This window comes from Catalinimonas alkaloidigena (genome assembly GCF_029504655.1).
Lineage (GTDB): Bacteria > Bacteroidota > Bacteroidia > Cytophagales > Cyclobacteriaceae > Catalinimonas > Catalinimonas alkaloidigena.
Genome location: NZ_JAQFIL010000001.1, coordinates 6,120,190 through 6,140,409 on the forward strand (window position 1 = coordinate 6,120,190; position 20,220 = coordinate 6,140,409).

Genomic DNA, 20,220 nt, shown 5'->3' on the forward strand with positions numbered 1-20,220 from the left:
CTTTTAAATTTTATTTTAAAAAGAAATTAATCTAATATGAAGGGATAATTTTCCTGAGCGTATACGTCCTTCAGCGCTTCTTCAGGATCAGGAAAAGGAGACTCATCCGCATATTTTATGCAGTCCTCTACTTGTTTTTTCACTTTATCCTCTATCTCTTTGAGTTCATCCTCAGTAGCAAATTTATGCTCTAGTATAGCGTTCATGCACTGCACTATGGGGTCCTGCTGCTTGTACTCTTCCAGTTCTTCTTTGGTACGATACTTAGCAGGGTCAGAGATGGAATGCCCCTTATAGCGGTAAGTTCTGAATTCAAGTAAAGTAGGTCCGTCTCCTTTACGGGCTCGCTCAGCAGCCTCTGCCACCGCATGGTGTACGCTTTCCACATTCATGGCATCTACCGGAAAAGAGGGTATATCGTAAGACTCACCTAATGTGTAGAGTTCTGTTACGTTACTGGTACGCTTAACCGAGGTCCCCATTGCATAGCCATTGTTTTCTATAATAAAGATGACTGGTAGCTTGAATGTCATAGCCATATTGAGGGTTTCATGAAAAGAACCCTGGCGAGTAGCTCCATCACCCATGTAAGTAGCGCAAAGGTTATCTGTACCTTTATATTTTTCGGCAAAAGCTAAACCAGCACCCAATGGAATTTGTCCACCCACAATACCATGCCCGCCATAGAAATGGTTTTCTTTATCAAACATGTGCATAGAGCCACCTTTTCCTTTGGAAACTCCGGTAATCTTACCGAAAAGCTCAGCCATAATGTACTTTGGATCTGTACCGAGCGCAATAGGATGAGCATGGTCACGATATGCAGTGATATATTTGTCTCCTTCTTTTAAAGCAGAAACGGCACCTGCGATACAGGCTTCCTGTCCGATGTATAAATGACAAAACCCTTTGATTTTTTGACGGCCGTACTGCTGTCCTGCTTTCTCCTCAAACCTTCTCAACAGGTACATCATCTCGTACCACCACATATAGGTTTCTTTAGAAAATTCAGTTTTTTTGGCTTTAGAAGATGTTTTCTTAGTTTTTGACTTTTCCTTTGTACTACTTACTGCCATAATACTTTAATAATTAAATAATGGAGTTCTTCTTGGAAGTAAACACATAGGCTGTGCTACTGTTTTACCCTCGCAAAATAACACAAAAACATTCAACAACGAACTAATGTGGCTTGAAAATATAAGTTTGCTCAACTTCAAGAACTATGAGGAACTTACGCTGAGCTTCTCTAAACAGATCAATTGCCTGGTAGGAGAAAATGGCAGCGGAAAAACCAACTTGCTGGATGCTATCTATTATTTGTCATTGACTAAAAGTGCATTTAGCAGTACCGAGGCACAAAATATACGCCATGAAGCCCCTTTTTTTATGCTCAAGGGTTTATTCCATAAACAGGACGAAAAGTATAACGTACAGTTTAGCTTACAAAACGGGCAAAAAAAACAGTATAAAAATAGCCGTATTCCTTACGAAAAACTCAGCGAGCACATCGGGCTGTTTCCGGTAGTACTCATTACCCCTGATGATACTGATATTATTAAAGGAGGCAGCGAAATACGTAGAAAGTTTTATGATGGCATCATTTCTCAGATCAATGGTGACTATCTGGATCACCTACTTCGCTATAACCACACCTTAAAACAGCGGAACTCCCTTCTCAAGCAGTTTGCCGAACAAAATTACTATGATAATGACTTACTCGACTCATATAGCGATCAGTTGTTAGATAGCGGTGAGCGAATTCATAATTACCGCAAAAAATTCATAAACCAGTTTTTTCCAACCTTTATCAAGCATTACAATAACCTCTCCGGACAGAAAGAAGAGGTAGAGATTACGTATCAATCCGACTTTGAGAACCCGCAATTCAAAAAGCAGTTTTATAAAAATTACCGCAGAGACCTGCTTGCTCAGCGTACCACACAAGGGATACACAAGGATGATTTTCTTTTTGAGATTAATGGCTTTCCGGTCAAAAAATACGGCTCTCAGGGGCAGCAGAAGTCTTTTGTCATCTCGCTAAAGTTAAGCCAGTTTGATATTATCAAGGAAGAAGTGAAAACCAAGCCCATCCTTCTGCTGGATGATGTCTTTGACAAGTTGGACGATTTTCGCATTGGCAAGCTCAGCGAAATGGTAGCTGCTCAGTCTTTTGGACAGCTTTTCGTCACAGATGCCCGCCCAGAGCGCACTTATCAGATTTTTGATCCCATAAAAGCTGACAAAAAAGTATTTACCATTTATCAGGGGCAAGTAACGCAGGTAGATAGTATGTAATCTGGCTAGGCCGGGATAAAAGCGAAAAATATTAACCAGACCAGCACTAAAGCCGGGAGCAAGATAGGCAATGAAAAACGAATGATATACCCAAAGAATGATGGCATTTTGATGCCAATCTGCTCAGCAATGGATTTCACCATAAAGTTAGGCCCATTGCCGATATAGGTCATGGCACCAAAAAATACTGATGCTACCGAAATAGCGGTAAGTCTGAGTACACTATTCGCATATTCACCCTGGGCAAAAGCCACTACCTCGCTAGCATCGCTAATACTGGCTCCCTGCGAAGCCATAGCTGCTGCCAGAAAGTTTAAGTAGGTAGGCGCATTGTCCAGAAAACCGGAAAGTAGTCCAGTACCCCAATAAAGCGTATTATGAGTAATCAGTGCCGCTCCTGCTTCTGAGCGGGCAAAATCACCGACCAGCTCAAGGGCGGGCATCATCGTTCCGAAAATGCCAACGAAGATAAACGCTACTTCTCTTATAGGCTCAAAGTTGAAATCATTTCCTTTGAGTGCTTCTTTACTGGCAAAACGAAAGGATAGATAAGCTACAGAAAACATGATAATTTCTCTCACAAAAGAGAATGTAGCACCGTCGTATTCTATGCCGGGCACAAAATCTAATTTGTTGGGGTCTATAAAAACTGCGATAACGACTATGCCCAACCACAAAAAGTTACGCGTACCTACTAACGAAATTTTATTGGTATAAGTAACCTGCTCTTCCTCCAGGCCATTCTCCGGCTTGTTTCTGCTATCCACAACGAAAAATATGATGACTACAATTAATAATGTAACCGCCCATTCCATCAAATTGTGCTCCAGTGTCCAGAAAAACGGCACCCCTCTCAAAAAACCTAAGAAGAGCGGAGGGTCACCTATGGGTGTTAATGCACCTCCTACATTACTTACCATAAATATGAAAAACACGATATGGTAGGCTTTTATCCTGTTTTTGTTGAGACGAATAAAAGGGCGTATCAATAACATGGATGCCCCGGTGGTTCCTATCAGGTTAGCGATAATTGATCCGATAATAAGCAAGATTGAATTGGCCAGGGGCGTAGCTTTTTTATCTACTTTGATCAGTATCCCCCCTGAAGCAATATAGAGTGACGACAGCAGAGCAATAAATTGCACATATTCTGCCAGAGCGTGCACCGGTTCATGCTGATTGTGCAGCACAAAGAGGTAATAAGACACCACAATAACTGCCAGCAGGACCGCAACAATGGGATAGTTCTTATGCCAGAAATGTTCATAGAAAAGCGGACCGGTAGCAATCATCAATAATAGCACCACAAAGGGGATGACCGTCCAGCCGGGAGCACTTTCGTGATGCTCTTCTTCAGCAGAAACATGCTCTTGCTCATCTCCCGCACCATGATCCTGCTGGATATCATATGCTGCTGTTGCATACGAGTTTTCATGGCTTGAGAAAAAAGTATCAGATACAGGATTAGCCCTGAGAGAGGAGATTGAAAATAACGTAAGGATAAGAAAAATCAAAAGAGTATACGCGCCCTTGCTCATCTAGAATGGTTAGTTTGTGTATGTAGTCAAAGCTAATAGTATTCAGAAAACATAAGCTTTGATGATGTCATTTTACAATTTTAAGCTTTAAACTTAAAACTGATATGAGCAAAGATAGTATAATCGTAAAGTTTTTGAATTTAAATTCGATAAACCACAAATATTTTTGAAGAATTTAGTTGTAGATATCGGTAATTCTTTTGCAAAAGCAGGCTTATTTGTAAACGGACAGGTGCAACAAACCTTTCCTCAGTTGAATGCAGATGAGGCATATCAGCTTATCTGTCAGGGAAACTATGATGCCCTTATGATATCATCTGTAGCCGGAAAGCTGGCAGATTTAGAGGAAAAAGTAGCCAGACACTCACATTACTTTCTGCTTAATGCTTCTACGCCCCTGCCTTTTCATAATCACTATCAAACGCCCAATACACTTGGCACAGACCGAATTGCAGCAGTAGCCGGAAGTTTATCATTATTTCCAGATCAAAATGCTTTAGCCATAGATGCGGGTACCTGCATCACATATGACATTGTTGATGCTCAAAAAAACTATTGGGGAGGCAGCATTTCACCGGGTATACAAATGCGGGCGAAAGCCATGCATAATTTTACTTCCCGCTTACCGTTAGTTGATATATTACATAAAGAAATAAAAGAAGTTCCTCTGGCAGGAGACAGTACCCTTTCAGCACTCCAAAGTGGTGTGTTACATGGTACAATAGCAGAAATAACCCAAATGATTCGGATGTATGGGGACAAATTCGGAGATTTGCAGGTTGTAATCTGTGGAGGGGATGCGATCTTGTTGAATCAAGGGATTCGTACTGCTCATAATATTACTATTGTGCCTGAACTTATTTTGATTGGACTCAACAGAATTTTAGAACATAATGTATCATAAAATTTCATATGCATGCCTTTTGATACTGCTTAGTGCGGGTATCACTTTTGCTCAAACAGACAGAACTCCTTATTCTTCACAGGGACTGGGAAGTCTGAATGGCCCCTCTCTGATGCATAACTCCGGAATGGCAGGCCTGGGCATAGCCACTGGTTCTGGTTTGCACATCAATAATGTCAACCCTGCTTTGCTTTACCAAAATAGCCTCAGTGCTTTTGACGCCGCATTCCAGGTAGAGTACAAAAGTATGTCCAAAGATGGAGAGTCTGCTACTAATATAGGTGGAGGTTTAGCTTATGGAATTTTTGCTTTCCCTATTGTCAACAACCGCTGGTCTATAAGCATAGGCTTATCCCCTTATTCCAATGTTGATTACATGATACAAGAGTCCCGTATTGTTACCAGCAATGACGAAGTAGCCAACCTTACTCAGGAAGGGAGCGGTGGGTTAAGCCAGATTCATTTCTCTCATGGTATCAGAGTTTTTAAGGGCTTGGCGCTAGGAATTAAAGCCTCCTACCTCTTCGGAGCTATTGATGAAAATTTAAGCATCCTTCCTGTTACCGGCGATGACCTGAATCTGGTCACTACTTACAGCGATAACATATTTTACAAAGGAGTAACTATAGAGCCCGCACTGCATTATTCGCTCAAGACCGGCAATAATACTAGTCTGAACCTGGGCGTAGTGTACCAGCCTGAATCCTCTTTAAATGCTGTACGAAATATCAATTTTGAGAACCGTCAACTGAATAACAACCAGTTGGTAAGTAGTGATACCATTGTAAATGACCAGGAAGGCAATGTAATACTGCCTAGAAAACTAGGCGTTGGGCTTGCATTGGACAAAGCCTTCAAGTACATGGTAGGCGTAGATTTTACAATGCAGGATTGGGAAGATTTTGGAGCATATCAGTCAGATGCAGACGATAACAATAGTCCTCGCACCAATGATGGTATGCTAAACGCTTACACTCTGGCTGTAGGTGGTCAGATTATCCCCGATATCAACTCAGTAAACAACTATTTTAAAAGAGTGGCTTATCGCGCAGGCTTCCGTTATAATGTAACCCCATTTAACGTGAATGATACACAAATCACTAACATGGGGATTACCTTCGGCTTTACGCTTCCTATGAGCAACTTATCCAGTCTTAACCTCTCCTTTGAGGCAGGTACGCTGGGCACTACCGACAATAATTTGATTCGTGAAAATTATTTTAAGGCCGGTCTGGGAATCAGTTTTAACGATCGTTGGTTTATACGAAGGAAATACGATTAAGCTGTTCTAAGCTTTTTAGCAAGTCTTTTATAAGCAAAAAGTTACTTGCTCAATAATTTTCAATAGTAAGAAGCTCAAAATTGGCTTTTAGGAAGGCCACATATGGCATCCCCAAGGTGAATTTTGGCATTTGTTAAATATTAATTTTGATTTTGTAAGCTTTAGGCGTTATTTTTGTATTTTCATTAATAAAGTGCGTGTAACTTTTAGGATTGTTTTATCATTCTGTATCCTTAAAGTTATTAAGTCGCTGCAACTATACATAAACATTTTTGTTTAGGGTTTAAGCATTGATAGATTTATTAATGGCTTAGCATGTTAAAATTAATCTATTCACCAATAAAGAAGGAATCATGAATTTTATGCTGAATCAAAAATCATTCTGGTCGGCCTGCCTTCTGTTCACGATGTTTGCTACAATAGCAAATGCTCAAGATGGATGGAATTGGCCTGAGGACAAGGCAACTGCGCAAGAAAAAGTCGTGTTATATACCGACATGAAGAAGGCGAAGAATTATGAAGCTGCCCTCCCCCCATTGAATTGGTTATTTGAAAATGCTCCCAACCTTAACAGTTCTATCTATATTAATGGAGCTGATATATATGAAGAGCTAGCACTTAAAACTAAAGACCCTCAAAAAAAGCAGGAATATGTAGACAAAACTCTTAGCATGTATGATCAGCGTATTGAGCACTTCGGTGATGAGGTCAATGTCATGAACCGTAAGGCCAGTACTTCCATGAAACTCATGTATAGTGATAAAAGCAACTATGACCAGCTTTATGATGTTTACAACAAAGCACTCGAGGTTTCTGGGGATAAGCTAGCTTATTACAATGTTACCCCTTTTATGAACATAGCAAAGGTGCAATATGAGCGTGGTAAGTTTGAAGCTGAGCAGGTAATTGAAATATATGACAAGCTTAGTGCCATCAACCAGGCTAATATTGAAAGTGGCCGTAATGCTGAAAAATACAAAGATCAGCAGGAAAAAATAGATGCGATCTTTACTGCTACTGTCACTGTAAGCTGTGATTATATTCAGGAGAAAATGGTACCTAAACTGGAAGCAAATCCTGATGACCTGGACTTAGCCAAAAAGATCATCGCGCTTTCACTCTCTTCTTCCTGTACCGACATGCCGTTCTTTACCCAGGCAGCTGAAGCTACTTTTAATAAAGAACCTAATGCCGGATTAGCTAAGACTATTGCTTCTCGTAAGTTACAAAATGAAGATACTGAAGCTGCCAAGGAATGGTTTAATAAGTCGCTGGAGTTGTCTACTGACGATGCTCAGAAGGCTGAAATCTATATGGACCTTGCATCTATCGCCCTTAAAGAGGGAAATAAGTCTGGTGCCCGTAATAATGCTCTTCAGGCTGCATCATTAAGTTCTGAAGAAGCGGAAAAAGCTTACAATATGGTGGGTAATATGTATTTCTCAAGCTATGACCAGTGCAAACGCGGTGAAGATATGGTAAAAGACCGTGCCGTATTCCTGGCTGCTTACGATATGTACAAGAAAGCCGGAAACTCTTCTGGTATGGCTCAGGCTAAAGCCCAGTTTCCATCTAAAGAAGAAGTTTTTACGTACAATTATAAAGTGGGAGACTCTATAAGCGTAGGCTGCTGGATTGGCGAAAGCGTAAGCATACAGACCAGAGATTAAAATCCTATAAAATATTCCTTCAATAGCCATTCTCTCTTTTGAGGGGATGGCTTTTTTTCATACAACTATTCAGCATAAAAAATGGTATACTATTGAAAAGTATGAATAAGTGAAATGTTAAGAAGAGCAATTATATTGGGCCTTTTTTGTGTGTGTGTTGCCTGCTCGGATGATGGCCAAAGCCCTGATGACTTCAAAGGGTATGACGGTCCGGTGATGGAAGCGACAGATGTGGAGCTACTGCATAGTGACTCTGCTATTGTCATTGTCAGGCTCACAGCAGACCGTCAATGGGAGTTTGAGAATCAGGATCGTGAATTTCCAGAGGGTATCTTTATTGAGTTTTTTGAAAAAGATGAAACTAAAGAGGCCTCCATTAAAGCTAACCACGGTTACTTCAACAAGCAGGAAAACAAGTATACTGCTACCGGTGATGTAGTAGTACAGAATTATAAATCCAACGAAAGACTTGAGACTGAAGTACTACACTGGGAACCTAATAAAAACGAAATCTATACTGATCGTTATGTGGAGATTATCACTAATGGCGATGTATTAATGGGCGAAGGACTTACTTCAGATGAATCTTTTACTGATTGGCAAATCCTGAAGCCAAAGGGGACCCTGCCCCTCAATGAACAAACACCAATAGAATAAAGATACATGCGGTTACTGGATGCTATTTTACTTTCCCTGAGTGTTGCGTTTTTTATTATCGGAGTACACCAGACAATGGTGGGTAGCGAAACTATTGCTGAAGGCGTAGCAAACGCCTACGTTTTCTTTATGGCTTCCTTAATTTTACTATTCTGGTACAGAGTACGCCGAAAAAACCAGCAGCAGGAGAAAGCACAAGAAAAAAAAGGAGAGAAAAACAAAAAGAAAAAAAGATCAAAGTAAAATGAAACTACTATGTTTACCTTTTTGCTCACACTCAATACCCAGTGATTGCTAAACCAACATATGGATTATTACAGCATTACCATAGTATTAATATGTCTTTTGTTTTCTGCTTTTTTCTCAGGAATAGAGATTGCCTTTATCTCAGCCGATAAATTAAGGATTGAATTAGCCGGTAAACAAGGAGCGCTTTCTGGTAGATTACTGTCTCACTTTCTTCAAAAACCCTCCCGTTTCATAGGCACTACGCTGGTAGGGAATAACATAGCCCTGGTACTTTATGGTATTTTTATGGCAAACCTGCTGGAGCCATGGCTGGTGGGGCAGCTCCCGGAAATCATCAACAATGATATCACGGTACTTACCCTACAAACCATACTGGCAACTATTTTGGTACTTATCGTGGCTGAATTTACTCCGAAGAGTGCCTTCTTGATAGACCCGAACGGACTATTGTCTATTTTTGCGATTCCTATCACCATGATTTATTACATCATGTATCCATTTGTGTGGATCATAGATAAAGTATCTCAGTTCGTCATCATTTATGTTTTGGGATTCAAGTACCGGGAAGATAAACCTGTTTTCGGACTTACTGACCTCAATAATTATATCAAAAACACACTAAGTGAAGAAGTGCTGCAAGAAAGTAGCAAGCAGCATATCCAGCAGTCACCTCCACGGGTAGATACTAAGATTTTCAGCAATGCGTTAGAATTTAAGACTGTCAAGGTAAGAGAATGTATGATTCCACGTACTGAAGTGGTAGCTGTGGATATTGAAGATGATATTGGGGAGCTTAAGGAAGCCTTTATGCAGAGTGGCCACTCCAAAATTATTGTGTACAAAGAATCAATAGATGAAGTGATCGGCTACTGTCACTCGCTGGAGCTTTTTAAAAAGCCCGAGACTATCAGCCAGATTCTAACGCCTATCATTATCGTACCGGAAACCATCCCGGCCAACGAGCTGATGATTCAATTTATTACCGAGCATAAGAGCCTGGCCCTGGTAGTGGATGAGTTTGGCGGAACTGCAGGAATTGTGAGCATGGAAGATATTATAGAAGAGATTTTCGGTGATATACAGGATGAACACGATGCGGAAGACTGGGTAGAGATGCAACTGGATGAGCATAACTATCTCATAAGCGCACGACATGAAATTGACTACCTTAATGAAAAATTCAATTGGGTAATTCCTGCGGGAGATTATGATACGCTAGGGGGGTATATATTATCGCTCACGGGAGAAATTCCTACCACCGGCGATGTTGTCAGGGTCCCCCCTTTTACGTTTACTATCATGTCTATGCACGAAAACAGAATAGACAATGTGAAAGTGACTGTTAACAGTAAACAGCAGGAAGCTTGAAAAAATATTGATCTCACTGAAAAAGAGTAAGTTTCAGGTGGGAATCATTGACCTTCTCTCTATGTTGAACTTTGAAATTAGAGGCGAATACATTTATTTTGGGATTCTTTTTATAAAGTGAATAAACAATGGCATTAATCAGTAAGATTCGTGAGAGGACTGCCTTAGTCGTAGGCTTTGTCGCGCTAGGCCTTTTTCTATTTATTGCAGCGGATGTTTTTACGTCAAGCTCAGGGCTTTTTAGCCAGGAAGAGGCAGAAGTAGGAGAGATAGCCGAACAGGATATTTCCATACAGGAATACCAGCAGGCTATAGAAGAAGTAAAGTATAACTTTTCTGTCAATACCGGACGTAACCCTACGGAGAGAGAAATGATATCCATTCGGCAGCAGGCTTGGGATAAGCTTATTGCTGACATTGCTTTCACCGAGCAGTTTGAAGAACTGGGAATACAGGTGACAGAGAGTGAGCTCGTGGATATGGTACAGGGTAATAATATCACTCCGGAGATTCGTCAGGCATTTACCAATCCCGAGACCGGGGAATTTAGCCGGGATCAGGTGGTAAGCTATTTGCAAAACCTCCCTCAGTTGCAGCCTCAGCAGCAGGTAGCCTGGCAGGTATTTGAAAACAACCTGAAAACCGGACGTAGAAGAATCAAGTATGATAACCTGATTACTTACGCTGACTATATCACCACGCAGGAGGCACAACAGCAATATAAGGCTGAAAATACCGTAGCAGAAGTACAGTACCTATATGTTCCTTTCTACGCTATAAGCGATACTGCAATTAATGTAACGGATGCGCAGCTTCAGGCTTACCTGGATGAACATCCTGATGAGTTTAAGGTAGAAGAAGGGCGTACACTAAGTTATGTTTCTTTCTCTATCGCACCTTCCGGAGAAGATACCACCTACTTCATGGAAGAGATTGAGCAATTGAAATCTAACTTTGCCAGTGCTTCCAATGACTCTTCTTTTGCTGCTATCAATACCGATGGTACCGGACAAGCGTATGGCACATATGCTCCCGGACAAATTCCTGCTCAACTGCAGGGCGTTCCTTTACAGCAAGGTCAAGTTTACGGACCTTATCCAAACAACGGAGCTTACACCCTTTTCAAAGTCTCTGAAGCTACTGAAGATACTGTGTCTTATGCCAAAGCAAGTCATATCCTTTTCAAGACCGAGGAAACTCCGGAGGCTGAAGCCAGAAGTAAAGCTCAGGATGTACTGAATCAGCTCATCAACGGAGCAGACTTTGCCCAACTGGCCCGTGAAAACAGCGAAGATGTGACTGCCTCTCGAGGTGGAGACTTAGGCTGGTTTCCTGAAGGCCGGATGGTAACTGAGTTTGAAGATGCCATTTTTTCAAGAAATGAAGCAGGACTGATCAGGAAGTTAATTAAGACTGACTATGGCTACCATATCATTAAAGTTACTGAAGCCCCTACAGATCAGGCATATAAAATCGCTACAGTAGTAAGGGAGCTTTACCCTAGTGATGCTACCCGTGATCAGGCTTATCGCAAAGCGGATTACTTTGCCAGCAGTGTTGATAATGCCAGCAGCTTCACCACCCAGGCACAACAGGAATCACTGGATATTCAAACTGCCGAAAATATCGCTAGTTCAGCTCAGAATATTCGTGGCCTAGGGGATGCCCGCCAGATCGTACGCTGGGCTTACAATGATGCTTCTGTAGGCGAAATATCTACTGTATTTGAGCTAGACGATTCCTATGTAGTAGCAGTACTTACCGGCAGCAGAGAGGAAGGCACCGCTTCACTTGAAGCTGTGAGAGATGAAGTCGCTACCAAAGTGAGAGCGGAAATGAAAGGTGAGCAAATTGCTGAAAAGCTAAAAGGCTTGACAGGGACACTTGATGAAATCGCCAGTGCTTTTGGTACTGATGCCAGCGTTTACTCCAGCAGTGATTTAAAGATGAGCAGCAATACCCTCCCCAACGTAGGCTTTGCACCCAAAGCGGTAGGTAAAGCATTTGCACTTGATGCAGGAGAAGTCTCAGAACCTATACAGGGTGAGAATGGCGTAGTTATGATTCAGCTTGATGCAATCACTGAAGCTCCTGAAATTGCTGACTACTCTACATACAAGGAGCAGTTGCAACAACAGGCCAATCAACGCAGTAGTTTCAATATTTCTGAAGCGGTGCGGGAGTTCGCTGATATTGAAGATGAACGCTATAAGTTCTACTAGAAGTTACTAAACATTACGATATTTATGAGGCTGCCCCAAAAAGGCAGCCTTTTTTTTACCAATTCCATCTCTTGATTTTTCTTCATACAATCCAAGTTTTCTTCAAAATATTTAGATTTTACAGAAAAACATATTTACTTAAATAGGTTAATTAAAACTCACCAAGTATCTTCCAAGAAATAGCCTCATTTATTCTACACAACCTAATTCATAATCTAGATGCAAATCAAGAAGTCTTCAAAAGTCTATGACGCCATCATCGTTGGCTCAGGAGCAGGAGGCGGCATGGCTGCTAAAATACTCGCTGAATCCGGATTAAATATTGCCATTGTTGAAGCAGGTCCATTCTTTGACCCTACTGACCCTGCTCAAATGACCCAGTTAAAATGGCCCTGGGAATCGCCCCGTAGAGGAGCCGGCACTACCCGGGCCTTTGGCGATTTTGACGCTGCCTACGGCGGATGGGAAATTGAGGGAGAGCCTTACACCCGAACGAATGGCACTGAGTTTGACTGGTTTCGCGCCCATATGCTCGGAGGCAGAACGAATCACTGGGGAAGAATCTCTTTAAGGTTTGGCCCTGATGATTTCAGAAGAAATGACCTGGACGGGCTAAGCGATAACTGGCCTATCAGCTACGATGATGTCAGTCCTTATTATGATAAGGTAGACAAACTCATAGGAGTTTTCGGAAGTAAGGAGAATATGCGGAATGAACCGGACGGATACTTTCTGCCTGCTCCTAAACCCAGGCTGCACGAATTATACTACATCAAAGGAGCCAGGAAAGCCGGCGTGACGGTAATTCCCGCCAGAAAATCAATGCTTACCAAGCGCATTAACAATGACAGGGGCGTTTGTTTTTACTGTGGACAGTGCGGAAGAGCATGTTCTGCCAAGGCTGACTTCTCTTCCGGTACTTCATTGGTTTTTCCTGCGCAAAAGACTGGCAAGGTAGACCTCTTCGTGAATTCAGTGGTAAGAGAAGTAACTACCAATAATGAAGGCATTGCCACCGGCGTTTCTTATGTCAACAAAGAAGACCGGCAGGAGTATCAACTCAAAGGCCGTACAGTAGTGCTGGCAGCCTCTGCCTGTAGTTCAGCACGTATCCTCATGAATTCCAAGAGTGCTCAGCACCCCAATGGTCTGGGCAATGGATCAGATATAGTAGGCAAATATCTGCATGACTCTACAGGGAGTAGCAGAAGTGCCTTCGTTCCTGAGCTGATGAACCGTAAAATCTACAACGAAGATGGCGTAAGTGGCATGCACGTGTACAGTCCCTGGTGGCTGGACAATAAGAAGCTGGATTTTGCCAGAGGCTATCACATAGAAGTTGGAGGTGGCATGGGGATGCCTTCTTACGGATTTGGCAATGGGATCACGGAGATGAACAAGTTTATCGGTGAGCAGACAGGAGGCTATGGCAACAAGCTGCGCGACGATGTCAAGCGGTTTTATGGCGCTTTTATTGGCGTAGCGGGTCGTGGAGAGTGTATCGCCCGGAAAGATAACTACTGTGAAATTGATCCTGATGTGGTGGATGAATGGGGAATTCCGGTATTGCGCTTCAATTATACCTGGTCTGACCATGAGCGCCTTCAGGCTAAGCATATGCACCAGACCTTTGAAGAAATCTTCCATGCCATGGGCGCTACTGTGCTAGGCAATACTCCGGGCAAAGATCAGGATTATGGACTGGCTGCCCCCGGCAGAATCATCCACGAAGTAGGTACCACCCGTATGGGTAGTGACCCTAAAACTTCAGTAGTCAACAAACACCAGCAGTTACATGAAGCTAAAAACGTCTTTGTAGTAGATGGCGGACCATTTGTTTCACAGGCTGATAAAAACCCTACCTGGACGATACTGGCTCTATCCTGGAAAACCTCTGATTATATCATTGACCAATTCAAAAAACAAAATATCTAATCCTATTACATCATGGACAGAAGAGAATCATTAAAATCAATGTTGTTAGGTTCTGTGGCGGGAGGATTAATCATCAATGGTTGTGCCCCTCAAGAAGCTGAAGCTCCCCAGGCCCCTGTGGCAGACAATAATGCTTACGGACGTACCGATGAAGAAAAAGCCCGGGATCAAAAACTTTTTGAATCGGAGTTTTTTACTGAGCTGGAATTAAATACAATCGCCACCCTCTGCGACCTGATCTTACCGGCAAGTGAAAGTGCCGGTTCGGCTACTGATGCTGGCGTGCACGAATTTATCGCCTTTATCGTAAAAGACATTACAGCCCATCAGACTCCCATTAGGGGTGGGCTTATGTGGTTGAATAACAGGGCCAACAGAAAGTTTGACGTCGTATTTGACGAGTGTTCAGAAGCACAGCAGAAAGAATTACTGGATGAAATCGCCTATCCGGATAAGGCTTCTTCCGAAGTAGCTCAGGGGGTAGAGTTTTTTAATCGCATGAGAAACCTGACTTTAACTGGCTACTATACTTCTAAAATGGGCATAGAAGACCTGGGCTATCAGGGGAACCGCCCTAATGTATGGGATGGGGTACCTGAAGATGTATTGAAGGAGCACGGCATGGCCTATGATGAAGAGTGGCTGGCTAAGTGCGTCAATCAGGAAACCCGCAATGAAATCGCTCAGTGGGATGACAAGGGCAACCTGATTACTTAGTTATTAATGAGTGATTCATGGGAACGCTTATCAATAGGTTGACAACAAAAAGGCAGACGTTCCACGCTGGGAGTTACATTGCGTTGAGCGAAAGCCAATCTGAGAAGAAGGCAAGTATTGCTCTACCAAGCAGCGTAATTTTGCTATTGAAAGCAGGGCACTATTAGTACCCGATGTGGGCTAGTTATACTATCAAAAGTAGCCGACTTAGCACATCAAAAGTAAGCTAGTTATGCTACCAAAAGTAGTCGACTTAGCATACCAAGTGTAAGTTACTTTTGCACCCTGCTCTCACTTATTTGTTCATCGTATTGATGGAAATAGACTCTATTTTTAACAAGGGTCTAGTCAGAAGCGTCGCACCCCTCCTGACTGGCCCCTTGTCCTTTGGAAAGAAAATCAGTATATTCTTTATTATTCCTTACTCGTCCCTCAGCGAGTTTACCGGATTAGCCAGGGCAGCTTTGACAGACTGATAGCTTACGGTGAGTACAGCAATCAGCAGCGCCAGTACGCCCGCAATGATAAACGAGGTCAGACCAATATCAATTTTATAGGCAAAGTCGTTGAGCCACTGCCGCACAGCAAAATAAGACAGTGGTATCGCTACTACAAAAGCGATGATGACCAGCTTAGTGAAGTCTTTGGATAACAGCAGCATGATGCTTTTTACCGAAGCCCCCATCACTTTTCGTATGCCTATCTCTTTACTACGCTGCTCTGCCATGAAAGAAGCCAGCGCTAACAATCCCAGACAGGCAATGAAAATCGCCAGAATAGTAAAGCCACCGAAGATCATCCCTACCCGCTGATCAGCACGGAAGAGCGCATCAAAGTCTTCATCCAGAAAGCTGTAGTCAAAGGGCGTACCGTCAGCATGTAAGTTCCATTGCTCTTCCAGCAAGGCTAATGCATGAGGTAAATTATCAGAAGCAACCTTTACCTCCACAAAATTACGTTTGTCGGAAAGTACAATAACCAGCGGCTCTACTGCCGAATGCAGGGATTTGAAATGGAAGTCTTCTACCACCCCTACAACTTCTGCCACATACATACCACCTATCAAAACAGTGTTACCTACGGGCTCTTTCATCCCGAGTGTTTTTACTGCCTGTTCGTTAAGGATCACTGCGTGATAGGCAGAATCCGATGCTATTTCACGAGAAAAGTTACGCCCCTCTTTCAGTTGAATGCCCATGGTAGGCAGGTAATCATAACTCACCATGATATCGCTCAGTACCAGGGCATCCTCATCACGATATGCACTACCACTACTGCTATCGCTCGGGCTAGCCGGAATAAAGCCAGTAGCTTCATAGCCACCCAAAGGCGATACATTGGTAAAACTCATGCTTTGCACTTCGCTCATCTGCAGCAGGGCATTTTTGAAGCTGTCAGTATTCGTTCCTAAAGCCAGTGCATTTTCAAGTATGATCACATTTTCTTTGTCAAAACCCAGGTCTTTGTTTCTGACAAACTGTAATTGTTCATATACCAACAGGGTACAGACAATAAGTACGATAGAAACGACAAACTGAAATACTACCAGTGAGTTTCGTAAGTAAGCATTTTTACTTCCTGCTCCTAAGCGCCCTCTGAGCACTTCAACCGGTCTGAACCTGGTCAGATAAAAAGCAGGATAACTCCCTGCCAATACGCCTACAATGATGCCTAATAACAAAACGGAAGGAAGAAACCAGGGAGAAGAAAGAGGGAGTTGGATATCTTTGTCCGCAATCTCACCAAAAGGTATTCTGAGCAGTTCGGCCAGGCCCAAAGCCAGCAGCATAGCGACTAAGCTCAGTAGCAGCGATTCCGCCAGAAATTGCTGTACCAATGTAGTACGTCTGGATCCCATTGTTTTGCGTACGCCTACCTCTTTGGCACGATCAGCCGAACGGGCAGTTGCCAGGTTCATAAAGTTGATACAGGCAATCAGTAGGATAAAGAATGCTATAGCACCAAAAATATAGAGGTATTTGATATTGCTATTCGCCTCATACTCTCCCAATATGTGGGAATGCAGGTGAATATCAGTCAGAGCCTGGGTAAACATCTCTATGGTATACCCCATCTCCTGAAACATTGCGTACTCCCTGAGATACTTCTTTAACAAAGGGTCTAAATTGGCTTCAACTTCCTCAATAGCAGCCCCTTCACGCAAGAGAAAGTAAGTAGCTGCATCAAGTTTACCCCAATTTTCTTCCTTGCTTATGGGATCAGTAATATATGAGTATATGATATCGAAGTGAAAGTGCGATGCCTGAGGCATGGGCTCCATGATACCTGTGATCTGAAAAAGCTCTCCATCCATGAATATTGTCTGCCCTAGCGGATCTTCTTGCTGAAAATATTTGCGGGCAGTTTCCTGAGTCATCACTACTGAATTTGGTTCCTGCAAGACTTTCTCAGGATTACCTTTGAGCAGAGGAAAGCTAAAAAGTCTGAAGAAATCCGGGTCAGCAGCCAGTATCTTATCTTCTTTGATCGTAATCTCGTCCTTCATGAGAATACTACTCCCTCCACGGTTCATTCGTACTACCATTTCCACTGCGGGAGTTTCTTCTTTAAAAGGTTGTGCGACCGCCGGACTTACTCCAGCTCCTATAAACCCGCTTTCTCCTACTTCTAAATGCGTAGCCAGGCGATAGATACGATCAGCCTTCTCGTGGAAACGATCATAGCTGAGTTCCTGCAGTATGTATACCGCAATCAGTAAGGTACAAGACATGCCGATAGCCAACCCCAGAACATTGATGATAGCATAGAACTTCCGTTTACAAAGATGACGGAATGCGATGGATATATAGTTTCTGATCATATGTTTGTTGATTAATGAAGAGATAAGAATGAATAATGATGACTTGCTATCATTATTCATTCTTCACCTGACATTATGATTTACTCGTCCCTCAGCGAGTCTACCGGATTAGCTAAGGCTGCCTTGATAGATTGAAAACTGATCGTAAGCCAGGCGATGAGCAGTGCAGCGAGTCCGGCCAGGACGAAAATTCCAATGCTGATTTCAGTACGATAGGCAAAATTGTTGAGCCAGCGCTCCACCATCCAATAGGATAAGGGGGCGGCTACCACAAATGCAATAAGTACCAATTTTAGAAAATCACTAGCGATCAGGTGGTTGATCTGTACCACTGAGGCACCGAGCACTTTTCGGATGCCTATCTCTTTGGTCCGGCGGGCAGTTACGAAAGCCACCAAGCCCAGCAGCCCCATGCTGGCCACCAGAATAGCCAGCGCGGTGAACACCTTCAGCACATTGCCCAGCCTTTGCTCAGCACGAAAGATACGGTCAAAATCCTGATCCAGGAATGAATAGACAAAAGGGTTCTCCGGTTCAAACTGAGACCAAATCCCTTCTACCTGAGCCAGCGCCGCAGAAACATCACCTGTATTGAGCCGAACTATCGCATAGTCGCTAAGGTAAGTAGGTGAATAGTACTGCATAGCCACCGGCTTTACTACGCGATCAAAAGACTCAATATTGAAATCTTTCACTACCCCTATTACCTCCAACTGCTCTTCGTCATTTTCACCCTTATTTTTAATAATTCGCTTACCCAGAGGATCTTCCAAACCTAATGCCTTTACTGCTGCTTCGTTGAGTAACAGGCCACTTTTATGGTCCGAAATTCTATCTACCCGAAAAGCTCTGCCGGCTATAACTTCCAGTTCCAGGGTAGAAATATAGTCCTGATCTATCAGAAACCACTGCATACCCTGACCGGACGCGGCTCCTTCCTCCCGGAAGTCACGCATGCTACGAAGCGACTGCAAAGGCACTCCGGAAGCAAAGCTTACCTGCTTGACTTGTGATTGCTGGAGGAGGGCTTCTTTAAATTCTTTCCAGCGTTCTTGAATCTCTTTATCATTTTTGATCACCAGCACATTCTCCCGTTCATAACCAATGTCTTTGGTCTGTATATAATGAAGTTGCTGAACCACTAAAGCTGTAGAGATAATCAGGCCGATAGACACGACAAACTGAAAGACAATCAATGCGTTACGCAGACGCCCTATCCCAAGGGTAGAATTGAGCTTACCCTTTAGGACACTAATAGGGCGAAAAGCAGAAAGATACAAAGCAGGATAACTTCCTGAAAGCAGCCCTATCAGGATGATACCTCCTACAAGCGAGGCTAATAAAAGTGGATGGTTCAACCAATCGAAAATAAGGTCTTTCCCTACCAGCTTATTGAAAGGTATACGCAAAATCTCTACGGTAGCAAGTGCCAATAACATGGCGATCAGGCTCACCATTAGGGATTCCAGCAAGAACTGAAACACAAGATATTTGCGGGGAGCACCCAGGACCTTGCGTACACCTACCTCTTTAGCGCGGCGGGTAGCCTGGGCGGTAGTCAGATTCATGAAGTTGATGCAGGCCAACAGGACAATCAGTATAGCGACAATCATCAAAACGTATACCGTTTCTATACTTCCATTGGCCTCATGCTCCCTCATCAGGTCTGAATGGAGATGAATATCAGAAACAGCCTGCAGCTCATATTCTAACTGTGTACTCTGTTCAGGTCCAAGTTCACCCGCTGCCATAAAGGGCCGGGCATGCTGCTCCACAATCTGATCCAGCTTTTGCTTCAGTGCTTTCCTCTTTTTGGGATCATCGGCTACGCTAGGTCGTACTTTCAGATAGGTATGCATAACATTCCATGCCCAGTTGTCAGAATTTGTGATCTCCTGATAACCGGTAGTAGCGACCAGCATGTCAAAAGGGAAATGAGTAGCTCCGGGGTCCACTACTCCACTAACGAATCGAGCGTCACGGCTCCCTCCGAACAAAATTTCTTTGCCCAGCACTTCACCTCTCTCTACCGCACCTTCACCAAAATAACGTTCGGCAGTAGCCCGGGTGAGAACCAGCGCATTGGGTACCCTGAGCGCGGTTTCCACCTCACCTGCAATCAGCTTGAAGTTCAGCACTTCCAGAAACTCAGGATCAACGATAAAGATTGCTGTTTCCCGAAACACTTTCTCCTGGCTCTGGTCTTCTTCCAGTGGCAGGCGCATGGTAGAATGGTTCCAGGTGAAGGCTCTGGCTACCTGCTCCACTTCGGGTATGCTACTCTTGATGGCTTCTGCCAAAGGCGGCGGCGTAGTGGCTAGCTGATAGTATGCTCCACCATTGGTAATTACTCTAAATGTACGTTCTGCATCCTGATGAAAGTCATCATAACTCAGTTCATCCATCACATACCAGCCAATCAGCAAACTGCTACTGATGCCCAGTGCCAATCCTACGACATTGATAAAAGTGTAGAACTTGTTTTTAAGCATATTGCGGAGGGTGATATTGAGGTAATTTCTAAACATAACAAGTAGTGAATAATGAAGAATGAACCTATTC

At 43.1% G+C, this 20,220-nt stretch carries 14 protein-coding genes; 10 read left to right on the top strand and 4 right to left on the bottom strand.

What is annotated here, in order from left to right; translation table 11 throughout:
• Nucleotides 1-26: 26 nt before the first annotated feature.
• Nucleotides 27-989: a pyruvate dehydrogenase (acetyl-transferring) E1 component subunit alpha gene (pdhA, locus tag OKW21_RS24785; protein WP_420870144.1), complete on the bottom strand. Its 963-nt coding sequence runs from the start codon at nucleotides 987-989 to the stop codon at nucleotides 27-29.
• Nucleotides 990-1,182: 193 nt separating this feature from the next.
• Here pdhA and recF point away from each other — a divergent pair, with 193 nt between their 5' ends.
• Nucleotides 1,183-2,295: a DNA replication/repair protein RecF gene (gene recF, locus OKW21_RS24790; protein ID WP_277484833.1), complete on the top strand. Its 1,113-nt coding sequence runs from the start codon at nucleotides 1,183-1,185 to the stop codon at nucleotides 2,293-2,295.
• 5 nt (nucleotides 2,296-2,300) lie between these two features.
• Here the strand turns inward: recF and OKW21_RS24795 are convergent, their stop codons facing one another.
• Nucleotides 2,301-3,833 carry a sodium:proton antiporter gene (locus tag OKW21_RS24795; RefSeq protein WP_277484835.1) on the bottom strand — a complete coding sequence of 511 codons (1,533 nt, stop codon included), beginning with the start codon at nucleotides 3,831-3,833 and terminating at the stop codon, nucleotides 2,301-2,303.
• A gap of 166 nt (nucleotides 3,834-3,999) precedes the next feature.
• On the opposite strand from OKW21_RS24795, the gene OKW21_RS24800 reads away from it, so the two are divergent.
• From OKW21_RS24800 to OKW21_RS24840, 9 genes are all read left to right on the top strand, one after another.
• Entirely contained in the window at nucleotides 4,000-4,737 is a 738-nt protein-coding gene (locus OKW21_RS24800) for a type III pantothenate kinase (RefSeq protein ID WP_277484837.1), read from the top strand.
• Nucleotides 4,738-4,756: 19 nt separating this feature from the next.
• Nucleotides 4,757-6,019 (top strand): BamG family beta-barrel-assembly machinery protein, encoded by a 1,263-nt coding sequence (gene bamG / locus OKW21_RS24805; protein WP_277484839.1) that lies wholly within the window; start codon nucleotides 4,757-4,759, stop codon nucleotides 6,017-6,019.
• Nucleotides 6,020-6,372: 353 nt separating this feature from the next.
• Nucleotides 6,373-7,689, top strand: coding sequence for a tetratricopeptide repeat protein (locus OKW21_RS24810; RefSeq protein ID WP_277484840.1), 1,317 nt, complete (start codon nucleotides 6,373-6,375; stop codon nucleotides 7,687-7,689).
• Nucleotides 7,690-7,803: 114 nt separating this feature from the next.
• Complete coding sequence (gene lptC / locus OKW21_RS24815; RefSeq protein WP_277484842.1) at nucleotides 7,804-8,346, top strand: LPS export ABC transporter periplasmic protein LptC; 543 nt, start codon at nucleotides 7,804-7,806, stop codon at nucleotides 8,344-8,346.
• Between the two features lie 6 nt (nucleotides 8,347-8,352).
• Complete coding sequence (locus tag OKW21_RS24820; RefSeq protein ID WP_277484844.1) at nucleotides 8,353-8,589, top strand: hypothetical protein; 237 nt, start codon at nucleotides 8,353-8,355, stop codon at nucleotides 8,587-8,589.
• A 63-nt stretch (nucleotides 8,590-8,652) separates the two neighbouring features.
• A complete protein-coding gene (locus OKW21_RS24825; protein WP_277484846.1) occupies nucleotides 8,653-9,963 on the top strand; it encodes a hemolysin family protein in 1,311 nt (436 codons plus the stop codon).
• A gap of 128 nt (nucleotides 9,964-10,091) precedes the next feature.
• The gene (locus OKW21_RS24830) at nucleotides 10,092-12,185 is read left to right on the top strand and encodes a peptidylprolyl isomerase (RefSeq protein WP_277484847.1); all 2,094 of its coding nucleotides are present in this window, start codon (nucleotides 10,092-10,094) and stop codon (nucleotides 12,183-12,185) included.
• 219 nt (nucleotides 12,186-12,404) lie between these two features.
• Nucleotides 12,405-14,120, top strand: coding sequence for a GMC oxidoreductase (locus OKW21_RS24835; protein ID WP_277484850.1), 1,716 nt, complete (start codon nucleotides 12,405-12,407; stop codon nucleotides 14,118-14,120).
• Between the two features lie 12 nt (nucleotides 14,121-14,132).
• On the top strand, nucleotides 14,133-14,837 hold the full coding sequence (locus OKW21_RS24840) for a gluconate 2-dehydrogenase subunit 3 family protein (protein ID WP_277484852.1): 705 nt from the start codon (nucleotides 14,133-14,135) through the stop codon (nucleotides 14,835-14,837).
• Nucleotides 14,838-15,258: 421 nt separating this feature from the next.
• On the opposite strand, the gene OKW21_RS24845 is transcribed toward OKW21_RS24840, so the two are convergent.
• Nucleotides 15,259-17,658, bottom strand: a complete 2,400-nt coding sequence (locus OKW21_RS24845) for an ABC transporter permease (protein ID WP_277484854.1) — start codon at nucleotides 17,656-17,658, stop codon at nucleotides 15,259-15,261.
• Between the two features lie 80 nt (nucleotides 17,659-17,738).
• Nucleotides 17,739-20,150 carry an ABC transporter permease gene (locus OKW21_RS24850; protein WP_277484855.1) on the bottom strand — a complete coding sequence of 804 codons (2,412 nt, stop codon included), beginning with the start codon at nucleotides 20,148-20,150 and terminating at the stop codon, nucleotides 17,739-17,741.
• Nucleotides 20,151-20,220: the final 70 nt, after the last annotated feature.